A 10,333-nucleotide genomic window follows, 5' to 3' on the forward strand; every position below is an offset into this window, starting at 1 on the left:
GGTGCCCCTCCTCGGGCTGCCGGTGGCGCGGGTCGAGGTCAGCGGCCTGCTGGACGCCGTGCAACCGCCGGGCCTCGCCGACGTCGGGCGTCTCACCGAGTTCGGCGTGCTCGGCACCGTCCTGGCGTTCACCCTGATCGCCTCCGCGGAATCCCTCTTCAGCGCCGCCGCGGTCGACCGGCTGCACGACGGGCCGCGCACCGACTACGACAAGGAGCTGATGGCGCAGGGCGCGGGCAATACCGTGTGCGGGCTGCTCGGCGCGCTGCCGATGACCGCGGTGATCGTACGGAGCGCCGCCAATGTCCAGGCCGGGGCGCGGACCAGGCTGTCACGGGTGCTGCACGGCGTCTGGCTGCTGCTGTTCGCCGCGGCCTTCCCCGCCGCCCTCGGTGTGGTGCCCGTCGCGGCGCTCGCCGGCATCCTGCTGCACGCCGGGGGGAAGCTCATCCCCTGGCGCGAGCTGCGACCGCTGTGGCGGGAGCACCGTGGTGAGGCCGTGGTGCTGTCCACGACGGCCGTCGCCATCGTGACGGTCAACATGTTCGAGGGCGTACTGCTCGGTCTGCTGCTGGCGGTCGTCAAGACCGCCTGGGACACCTCGCAGGTGCAGCTCGCGGTCGACATACCCGAGGGCGAGGGCCCGATACGGGTCCGCGCCCTCGGCAACGCCACCTTCCTTCGACTGCCCAAACTGCTCGACCAGCTCGCGGCGCTCCCCGCCGACCGGGACATCGAACTGGACCTCGCCGGCCTGCGCCACCTCGACCACGCCTGCGCGACGGCCCTGCGCAACTGGGCGGAACAACACCGCCGGGCCCGCCGCCGGGCGGAGGCCCTGACGGCGTAAGGAGTCGGGTACGAGGGGGCGGGCGCCGGGCATGATCCGGGCGTCCGCCCCTCACCAGGGACCGGGTCGCGGTGTCAGCGGGGACGCAGTGCGCAGGGGTGCACCAGGTAGGAGCCCAGCCGGCCCTCCCGGTCACCGTTCTTGAAGGTGACGGCCCTCCCCGTCAGCCTTCCGCTCTCGACGCGGAGTTGAAGGAAGAGGTCGGGACTGTTCACCCGTGCGTCGGCGGTGGGGAGTTGCAGCGGTGCCGCCACACACAGGTCCCAGCGCCGCGAGGCCGTGGCCGGCGCCGGGCACGGCGGGCCGTCGGCCAGCCGGATCTCCGTCCGGCCGTCCGCGAGGACCGCGACCGCCAGCGGGACGCGGCCCTCGGCGGTGGTGATCTCCCCGGCCCATTCACCCGGCGCCAGAGCCGACGACCGGGCCCGCTCGGTGACGGGGTCGAGCTGATCAGGGGAGAAGCCCGGGACCAGTTCGCCCATGAGCGCGCCGACGACGGCGTCACGGGCGCCCTTGCCGGTGGAGTTGGTCAGGACGGCGACCGCGAGATCACGCTCGGGGACCTCGATCATCATGGCGGCGATCCCGCCCATGCCGCCGCCGTGGCTGCGGATCACCGGCCCGGGGCCGTACGACACGACGCGGCCGAGCCCGTAGCCGACGTACTCATTGACCGGCATGGGGTCGTACACGGCCGCGTCTGTCGCGGGTTCGAGCAGTTGTGACGCTTTCTGGGCGAAGAGCGCCACATCGCTTGCGGTCGCCCATCCCGCCGTGGCCGCGGGATGCCCGGTGGCGCAGGTGTCGTACGGGCGGCCGTCCACGGAGTAGCGCTCGGCGACAGGCGAGGTTCCGGTGTATGTGGTCCCGAACGCGAAGCTGCCGAGACCCAGCGGGGCGAAGATCCGCTCGCGCAGATGATCGCCGAGCTTTCGACCTGTCACGGACTCCAGCAACGTGCCCAGCTCGTGGTACCCGAGGTTGGAGTACTCGAAATCGGTCCCTGGCTCGCGTACGAGCGTGCGGTAACGCTCGATGTCGATCGGGAGCGGGCCGCCGCCGTAGTGGAAGGTGTAGAACGCCGGGAAGCCGCCCCGGTGCCGTAGCACCTGACGCACGGTCGGCGCCGTCCACCGGTAGCTTCCGGGGAGCGGGACGTCGAGGTCGAGCAGCCCCTCGTCGGCGGCCAGACAGACCGCGGTGGCGGTGAACGCCTTGGTGATGGAGGCCAGACCGTACACGGTCTCCGGAGTGGCCGGCCGGCGCGCGGCCGTGTCCGCGTACCCGTAGGCCCGGGCGAGCACGATCTCCCCGCGTTCGGCTATGGCGACGGAGGCCGAGGCACAGCCGTGTTCGGCCAGTGCCTTCGCGCAGAAATCGTCCAGTCCGTCCAGCATCGCGGTCCGCCTTCCCGGTCGGGTATGCCGTCGGGTCGGACGATAACGCCCCGGCCTCCCTCGCTCCCGAGGCCGTACGTCTCACGATCCCGCCGGTCGGGTCGTCGTTCACGCGTCCGCGGTGACCGTCTCCCGGCACCTCGGGCAGCGGTCCGTGCCGTCCCATCTGTCCCATCCGAAGGCGGCGGGCGAGAGGGGCTGGCCCTCCAGTTCCTGGCGTACGGCGACGCGGTAGGACCACACCGCGCCGATATAGGGGTGGTGGGCGTCGTGGAAGGCGGGTGAGGCCGGCTCGGCGCCCGTCGCGACGGCGCGTTGGAGGGCGCGGAGCCGTTCGAACATCGTCTGGCCGGCGCTGGCGACCTCGGTGGTCGCGTCGAGGAACAGGCGTTCCCGCGCCTCGTAGATCGCGGCGTCCTTCAGGGCCGCGCGGGTGGCCCCCTCCAGGTCGGGCTCGGCGCCGGGCGCCTGGGCGATCTGCCGCAGCCGCGTATGGCACGCCTCGGCCGCGGTGATGAAGTCGAGGTAGACGCCCCGGCGGCGTTCCTCCGCTCCGCGGTCGTCCTCGTGGCGATGCCGCAGATGGTCGGCGAGTACGGTCCCGGCGATGGCGATCGAACCACCGCTGACCGTCGCGACGAGCGTCCCCCAGTCCATGTCAGCCCCCGTAATGATCACGATGTCGAGGCCCCGAATCTAGTCGTGGCTCCCGGCGAAGAACAGAGCCGGTGGTGTGCGGTGCCGGCGGGGGGCCACGGTGCTCCGCGGGGCAGGGCTGCGCGGAATCCGTGGGCTCAGCACACGGTGAGCCGGACGGGTTCCTTCGGTGTATCCGGCACGAGACCGGTCAACTTGTCGGCCGCACCTGCCTCGATCGGCTCTGGGAAAGGGACCGCAAGAACGCCATGCGGACGGTCTCGTGCAACGGCCGGTCAGGCCCGCGGATGTGGACCGGTGACCGGGGCGTGACAGCGGCTCGCCAACTCTTCCGCGATCGTCAGCAGGTTGTCCAGGAGTGCGGCCAAGTCGGCCGGTAGCGGGGTTTCGTCGCGGACCGCCTGCGTCCTGCGCCAGGTCAGGGCGGCGTGGATCAGCGGGCCGAGGACGGGCCATCGCTCGCTCGCCCAGTGGGCCGCCTCCGCCTTGCCGGCCTGGTCGCCCGTGGTCAGGGTGAACAGGGCCCGGCATGCCGTCAGTACGAGGTAGGCCCGGCCTCCCCGATGTGGCATCTGGGGAAGGCGCCCGCGCAGGGTGAGGACGTCGGCGGCCACCACCGCGCGTATCTCGTCGCCGGACACCGGGCGCACGACGGTCTCCACCGGCCGGCCCAGCAGGGTGACGCCCGCCTCGCGTGCCAGATGCCAGTTCAGGGCCCAGTCGCGGGAGGCCGGTGTCGTGTGCAGTGGCGAGCCCGGCGACACCGAGGCCAGCAAGGGAGGCGTGCGGCCGGGGACTCTCCCGCCGGACAGCACGGTGTCGGGTACGTAGACGAGGTCGATCCGGTCCATGAAATCGGGGTGTTTCCGCCAGAAGCGGCGATGCGCGGTCTCCAGCAGACACAGGCTCTCCGGGGTGAGCGGCCCGGAGAGGGCCACCACCAGGTCGATGTCGCTGATGCCCTCGTCGAAGTCGCCGCTGGTCACCGAGCCGTAGGCGTAGACGCCCACGAGTCGGCCGGCCAGCGCCGACCGAATGGCGTCGAGCAGGCACGGCAGCACTCTGCGGGGCCCGGCCGGAAGATCAGCCGGCGATGCGCTCCCCGTGCGGGCGCGGTCGGTCCTCTCCCGCTCGGGCCGGTAGCGGTCCATGGCATGTACCTTGCCACGGGTGTCCCGGTGCGGAAGGCAGCGCGGATCTCGTCGATGCCTCCGGTCGCGGTGGAGGATGTACGGACGGCCGCGCCCGGGGGGTCGGCCGCGTCGGATGCGCCCGGTCCGGCACGGAAAACCGCGGGCCGGACCGCGCACCCGGTGGAAGCAAGCGCAAGGAGGCGGAATGGACTCCATGGGCAACGGCAGGGCTTCGGCTTCGAGCGGCCGGAACGGCGTGTCCCCCGTTCCCCGGAGGGCCGCTCGGATCGCGATCCTCGATCCGCAGGGTGCCGTCTTTCTGTTCCGTTACGAGAACCGGGCGGTCGGGGTGCACTGGGCCATGCCGGGTGGCGGGTTGGAGGCCGGGGAGTCGCCGCGGGAGGGGGCGCTGCGGGAGTCGCGGGAGGAGACGGGATGGGACGGGCCCGCGCCCGGGGCGCTGCTGTGCACCTGGGAGCACGACTTCGTCCGCGCCGGGGTCCTGGTGCGCCAGCACGAGCACATCTATCTGGCGTACGGGCCCCGGCGGGAGCCGGGCGGGGAGGCGGCCGTGGCGCCGACCGCGGGTCGGAAGCTCACCTGGCGGTGGTGGTCGCCTGTCGAACTTGCGGAGATCACCGAAGAGTTGTGGCCGCCGCGGCTTCCCGCGCTGCTGGCGGGGGTGGCCGCCCGGGAGGCGGGTGCTCCCGGGGCGGCCGTCCGGCTGGGTCATGCGCGGTAGGTGGGACGTCCGGCGAGCCAGGTACCGAGGACACGGAGGTGCCGGATGTCCATCGGGTCGGTGGTGCGGGGGTCGCCCGACAGCCAGATGACGTCGGCGGGGGCACCGGGGGTGAGCGCCGTACGGTCGTCGGCGTACGCCTGGTGGGCGACGCCGGAGGTGTAGGCGTCCAGGGCCTGGTCGACGGTGAGCCGCTGGTGCGGGGTCCAGCCCTCGCCCGGGTCGCCGTCGAAGGTGCGGCGGGTGACGGCGGTCTGGATGCCTTCGAGCGGGACATGGGAGCTGACGGGCCAGTCGCTGCCGAAGGACAGCCGGGTCCCGAGGCGGCTCAGTTCGCCCATCGGGTACTGGAGCGCGGCGCGTTCGCGGCCGACCCGGGGGGCGGTCAGCTCGGTCTGGAGCGGGTCGAGTTGGGCCCACAGGGGCTCGAAGTTGGCGATGACGCCGAGTTCCGTGAAGCGCGGGAGGTCGGCGGGGTCGACGAGCTGCACATGGGTGATCACGGGCCTGCGGTCCCGGGGCGGGTTGGCGGCGACGGCGGAGGCGATGGCGTCGAGGGCGGTCCGGATGCCCGCGTCGCCGATCGCGTGCAGGTGCACCTGGAAGCCGTCCGCGTCGAACGCCCGGACCGCGGCGGCCAGTTCGTCGGCGGGCCAGACGGGCATGCCGCAGCTGTGCGGGGCGTCGTCGTAGGGCCGCAGCATCGCGGCGGTGCCGCTCTCGATGACGCCGTCGCAGAAGAACTTCACAGTGCGGGCGGACAGCAGGTCGCCGCCCTCGGCCTCGACGCGCCGGCGGGTGGCGGCGAAGGGGGCGCGCTGGTCGCGCCAGCGGGCGGGGTCGGCGCGCAGCGCGAGGTTGGCGCGGAACAGCAGCTCACCGCGGTCGGCGGCGGCCAGGTAGGCCGTCACCATGTCCGGTTCGACCCAGGCGTCCTGTACCCAGGTCAGGCCGGCGCGGGCGTAGTGCGCGCCGGCCCTGCGGAGCGCCTCGACGAGTTCGCCGACGGGCCGGGCCGGGACCCGGTCGAGGACGAGGTCGCAGGCGTGCCATTCGCGCAGGGTGCCCATGGGGGTGCCGTCCGGGCGGCGGACGATCCGGCCGAGCCGGGGGTCGGGGGTGTCGTCGCGGACGCCGGCGCGGCGCAGGGCCTCGGTGTTGCACCACAGGGTGTGATAGTCGTAGGCGCGCAGGACGACGGGCCGTCCGGGGACGGCGGCGTCCAGCCAGCGCGCGTCGAACGCGCCGTCGGGCGCCAGCGCGGGGTCGTAGGAGGCGCCGACGATCCATTCCTCGTCCGGGTGGTCGGCGGCCCAGCGTCCGACCTCGGCGACGATCGCGTCGACCGATTCCAGCCCCTTGATCTGCGGGCCGGTCTCCTCCAGGCCGCCGAAGAGGGGGTGGGCGTGGCCGTCGCCGAACGCCGTGGTGAGGAGCCCGGTGCCGAGGTCTACGGTCTCGTCGGCGGTGGGCGCCAGGGCCTCCGCCGCGGCGCCGGTGGCGAGCACCCGGCCGGAGCGGACCGCGAGGGCGGTGGTGTCGGGGTGCCCGCCGCCGGTGCGTACCGTGCCGCGGAAGACCAGGGTCGGGTCCGTCATGTGTGCGCTTCCTCTCGCTGGGTGGTGCCGGGCTGGTGCGTGGTGCCCTCGGGTTCGTCGGGGCGTTCCGCGTCCACCGTGGTCAGCAGGTCGTAGGCGGCCCGGTCGCGGCGGCGGACGCGCAGGGCGACGGCCACGCCGGTGCCGAAGGCGAGCGGCAGGGGGACGAGCAGGGCGATGTTGACGCCGAGGGGCGCGCCGGTGAGCAGGTCGATGTTGCCGCACACCATGACGATCAGTACGCCGAGTCCGGCGCAGGCCAGCAGGGGCGCGGCGACCACGCGCCAGGCGGGGAGCCCGCGCCGGTCGCGGCGGAAGAAGCCGTACACGGCGAGGGCGGCGAGGGCCTGCATCAGCATGATGCCGAGGATGCCGGTGCCGTTGGTCCACAGGAAGGTGACCGTGTAGGGGTCCTTGCCCAGGACGAGGGTGACGACGACGGCGAGGAGGGCGATCGCCGACTGGAGGACAACGGCCGCCGCGGGCGAGCGGTGGCGGGCGGTGACGGTGCCGAGGCGGCGCGGGAGGAGTCCTTCGCGGCCGAGGGCGTAGAAGTAGCGGGTGGCGCCGTTGTGGAAGGCGAGGGTGGCGGCGAAGGCGCTGGTGATGATGAGGGCGTGCATGGCGTCGGCGGACCAGGCGCCGACGAAGCGGCGGGTGGCGGCGAAGAACATGTCGGTGCCGCCGGGGCCGTTGGCGACGTCCTGGGCCCGGTCCGCGCCGTACGCGTTGATGATCACCCAGACGGTGAAGGTGTAGAAGAGGGCGAGGAAGGCGACGGCCGTGTAGGTGGCGCGGGGCACCGAGCGTGCCGGGTCGCGGGCCTCCTCGGCGTAGATCGCGGTGGCCTCGAAGCCGATGAAGGCGCCGACGGAGAGGACGAACATGCCTCCGACGCCTTCGTGGGTGAGGTGTTCCGGGGAGAGGACCGACAGGTCGGGGCCCGAGGGGCCGCCTCCGTGGGCGAAGACGCCGGCCTCGAACACCAGCAGGATCAGCACCTCCAGGACGAGAGCGATGCCCAGGACCTTGGCGCTGAGGGTGACCTTGAGGTAGCCGAGGGCGCCGATCGCCACGAGTCCGGCCGACGACCAGGCCCACCAGGGGAGGTGGAAGCCCGTCAGGTCCTGGACGCCGGATTCGGTGAAGAAACCGAAGGCGGCCAGCAGGCCGACCTCGATGGCGTTGTAGGCGAGCAGGGCGACATAGGCGGAGCCGACGCCGACGGGGCGGCCCAGGCCGCGTCCGATGTAGGCGTAGAACGCGCCGGCGTTGCGGACGAACCGGCTCATCGCGGTGAACCCGGCGGCGAAGACGATGAGCAGCAGGCCGGAGATCAGATAGCCGAGCGGCGCCGCCTGGCCGGCCATCCCGATCGCGACGGGTGCGACGCCGACCATGACGGTCAGCGGCGCGGCGGCGGCCACGACGAAGAAGACGAGGTCGCCGGTGCCGATGGCACCGCGTTCGAGGGTGCGGGCGGTGGGCGGGGAGGGGGACGTCGACGGCGGTGGGACCATGCGCGCTCCACGTGACTAATGGCATTAGTTTTCCGGCAGACCGTACGCTCCGTACCGCCGCCGTGGGAAGACCCCGGCGGCGGGAAAAACGTTCTCCGGTCGGCGGGCCGGAGAGGGAGGGGACCACCACCATGGGCCGACCGCACACACCGCTGCTCAGCGCCGACACCATCGCCCGGGAGGCGCTGGCCCTGATCGACGCGGGGGGTGCGGGCGCCTTCAGCCTTCCCCGTCTCGCGGCCCGCCTCGGCATCCGGACGCCGTCGCTCTACAACCATGTCGCGGGACGCGCGGCCGTCGTGGAGGGCGTCCGGCGGCTGGTCGTCGAGGAGATGGACACCTCCGCCTTCGACGACCAGCCCTGGGACCGGGCGCTGACCGCGTGGGCCCGCTCCTACCGGGACGCGTTCGCCCGCCATCCGCACACCATCGCCCTGCTCGCCACCACCACGATCAGCTCGCCCGCCACCCTCGCCTCGTACGAGAAGGTCGTCGACGCGCTCGCGCGCGGGGGCTGGCCCGCCGACCGGCTGGTGTCGGTGCTCACCAGCGTGGAGGCGTTCCTGCTCGGCTCGGCGCTGGATCTCGTGGCACCGCCGGTGATGATCGACCCGGCGGGGCAGGACTCGTCGGTACCGGTGCTCGCACAGGCGCTGGCGGCCGCCCCGGGGAAGGCGGCGCGGGCCGAGGAGGCGTTCGCGGCGGGCCTGGACGCACTGGTGAGGGGGCTGGTCGCCCAGCTCGCGGAACTGCGCTCCCCGGACGGTCCGCGGGGGTCGTCCGGGGCGCCCCCCGGGGCGGGCACCGTCCGGGAATGATCGTGCGGGGACGGGGCGTTGGACGGGACGTGCGGTGGTCCGCCGTGTCCGGCGGGCGCCGCTGAGGGACCTTCCTACGACGACGGGACGGACAGATGCCTCTGCAGGGCGAGTACGAGCCGAGCACCACGCAATGGGTCCGTGAGCAGGTCGAGTTGATCGAGAGTTCCGGAGGGACGCGGGGCACGACGCTCCAGGGACGGCCGGTCATCGTGCTGACGACACGGGGTGCCCGGAGCGGCAAGATCCGCAAGAGCCCGCTGATGCGGGTGGAGCACGAGGGCCGCTATGCGGCGGTCGCCTCCATCGGCGGGGCGCCGAAGAACCCGCTGTGGTACCACAACGTCGTCGCCGATCCCCGTGTGGAGCTGCGGGACGGCACGGTGGTACAGGACATGACGGCCCGTGAGGTGACCGGGGAGGAGAAGGCCCGGTGGTGGGCCCGCGCCGTCGAGGCGTTCCCCCCGTACGCCGAGTACCAGGAGAAGACGGACCGCGAGATACCGGTCTTCGTGCTGGAGCCGGCGGACGCCGCGCACTGACGGGGTGCGGGGCCACGCGGCGGTGCCGTCGCCGTGGCCCGTCGCGCCCGCCGGGTCAGACCTCCACCAGCGTGACCTCCGTGGCCTTCACACTGGTCCAGACGTCCGCGCCGTCGGTGAGCCGCAGGTCGAGGGCGGCCTGCGGGGTGATCTCGGCGACGAGGTCGGGGGCGTCCGGCGAGGTGACCAGGACCCGCATCCGGCCGCCGGCCGCGGTGAGTTCGCGGACGGTGCCGGGCCAGACGTTGCGCGGGCTGCCCTCGGGGCGGGTCCGGTGGACGGAGACCGCCTCCGGGGCGATGACCGCGAGCGCCGGGGCGCCCTCCGCCAGCGGTTCCGCCGCGACGACCCGGCCGCCGTCGTCGAGCGCCAGCCCGTCGGCGGTGGCCGTGCCGGGCCAGGCGTTGCGGCCCAGCATCCGGGCCACCCACGGGGAGCGGGGGTGCCGGGTGACCTCGGCGGGCGGCGCGTCCTGGAGGGCGCGTCCGCCGTCGAGGACGAGGACGCGGTCGGCCAGCGAGACCGCCTCGACGGGGTCGTGCGTGACGATCAGGCACACGCCGCCGAACCCGGCGAGGTGACGGCGCAGGGTGTGGCGGACGTGGGAGCGGGTGGTCTGGTCGAGCGCGGCGAGGGGTTCGTCGAGCAGCAGCATACGGGGGCGGGCGGCCAGTGCCCTGGCCAGGGCCACCCGCTGGGCCTGCCCGCCGGAGAGCTGGGCGGGCCTGCGGTGCGCGAGGTGACCGACGCCGAGCCGGTCGAGCCAGCCCTGCGCGGCACGCCGGGCCTCGGCCCGCGGGACGCCGTGGGCGCGCAGTCCGTAGGCGGTGTTGGCGAGGGCGCTCAGGTGCGGGAAGAGGGCGCCGTCCTGGGGCACCCAGGCGACGCCCCGGCGGTGCGGCGGCAGGGCCGTGACGTCGGTGCCGCCGAGCCGCAGCGCGGCGTGGGCGCGCGGGGTGAGGCCGAGCAGGGCGCGCAGCAGGGTGGTCTTGCCGGCGCCGTTCGGGCCGACCACGGCGACGGTGGTGCCCGCCGGGGCGTCGAGGGTCAGCCGGGTCCAGCCGGTGACGTCGGCG

At 73.7% G+C, this 10,333-nt stretch carries 10 protein-coding genes; 4 read left to right on the top strand and 6 right to left on the bottom strand.

Annotated features, from left to right (window positions below):
* Positions 1-850 (top strand): SulP family inorganic anion transporter (locus AC51EU_RS21705; RefSeq protein WP_496268693.1); only part of this gene is annotated, 850 nt, incomplete at its 5' end.
* A 74-nt stretch (positions 851-924) separates the two neighbouring features.
* On the opposite strand, the gene AC51EU_RS21710 is transcribed toward AC51EU_RS21705, so the two are convergent.
* The 3 genes from AC51EU_RS21710 to AC51EU_RS21720 form a co-directional block, all read right to left on the bottom strand.
* Positions 925-2,247 (bottom strand): serine hydrolase domain-containing protein, encoded by a 1,323-nt coding sequence (locus AC51EU_RS21710; protein ID WP_496268694.1) that lies wholly within the window; start codon positions 2,245-2,247, stop codon positions 925-927.
* A 108-nt stretch (positions 2,248-2,355) separates the two neighbouring features.
* Complete coding sequence (locus tag AC51EU_RS21715) at positions 2,356-2,904, bottom strand: CchlQ (protein WP_496268695.1); 549 nt, start codon at positions 2,902-2,904, stop codon at positions 2,356-2,358.
* Positions 2,905-3,179: 275 nt separating this feature from the next.
* Positions 3,180-4,055, bottom strand: a complete 876-nt coding sequence (locus tag AC51EU_RS21720; protein WP_496268696.1) for a nucleotidyltransferase domain-containing protein — start codon at positions 4,053-4,055, stop codon at positions 3,180-3,182.
* Positions 4,056-4,242: 187 nt separating this feature from the next.
* Between AC51EU_RS21720 and AC51EU_RS21725 the strand changes: the two genes are divergently transcribed.
* The gene (locus AC51EU_RS21725) at positions 4,243-4,779 is read left to right on the top strand and encodes an NUDIX hydrolase (protein WP_496268697.1); all 537 of its coding nucleotides are present in this window, start codon (positions 4,243-4,245) and stop codon (positions 4,777-4,779) included.
* Here the strand turns inward: AC51EU_RS21725 and AC51EU_RS21730 are convergent.
* Positions 4,767-6,377 (bottom strand): amidohydrolase, encoded by a 1,611-nt coding sequence (locus AC51EU_RS21730; RefSeq protein ID WP_496268698.1) that lies wholly within the window; start codon positions 6,375-6,377, stop codon positions 4,767-4,769. The two genes, AC51EU_RS21725 and AC51EU_RS21730, sit on opposite strands and share 13 nt — an antisense overlap.
* Positions 6,374-7,897: an APC family permease gene (locus AC51EU_RS21735; protein WP_496268699.1), complete on the bottom strand. Its 1,524-nt coding sequence runs from the start codon at positions 7,895-7,897 to the stop codon at positions 6,374-6,376. The genes AC51EU_RS21730 and AC51EU_RS21735 overlap by 4 nt, the downstream gene beginning before the upstream one ends.
* A gap of 131 nt (positions 7,898-8,028) precedes the next feature.
* On the opposite strand from AC51EU_RS21735, the gene AC51EU_RS21740 reads away from it, so the two are divergent.
* Complete coding sequence (locus AC51EU_RS21740) at positions 8,029-8,715, top strand: TetR/AcrR family transcriptional regulator (protein ID WP_496268700.1); 687 nt, start codon at positions 8,029-8,031, stop codon at positions 8,713-8,715.
* A gap of 95 nt (positions 8,716-8,810) precedes the next feature.
* Positions 8,811-9,257 carry a nitroreductase family deazaflavin-dependent oxidoreductase gene (locus tag AC51EU_RS21745; protein ID WP_496268701.1) on the top strand — a complete coding sequence of 149 codons (447 nt, stop codon included), beginning with the start codon at positions 8,811-8,813 and terminating at the stop codon, positions 9,255-9,257.
* A gap of 55 nt (positions 9,258-9,312) precedes the next feature.
* On the opposite strand, the gene AC51EU_RS21750 is transcribed toward AC51EU_RS21745, so the two are convergent.
* Positions 9,313-10,333: ABC transporter ATP-binding protein (locus AC51EU_RS21750; RefSeq protein WP_496268702.1), on the bottom strand; the 1,021-nt coding region annotated here is incomplete at its 5' end.

The organism is Candidatus Streptomyces philanthi (assembly GCF_059553635.1).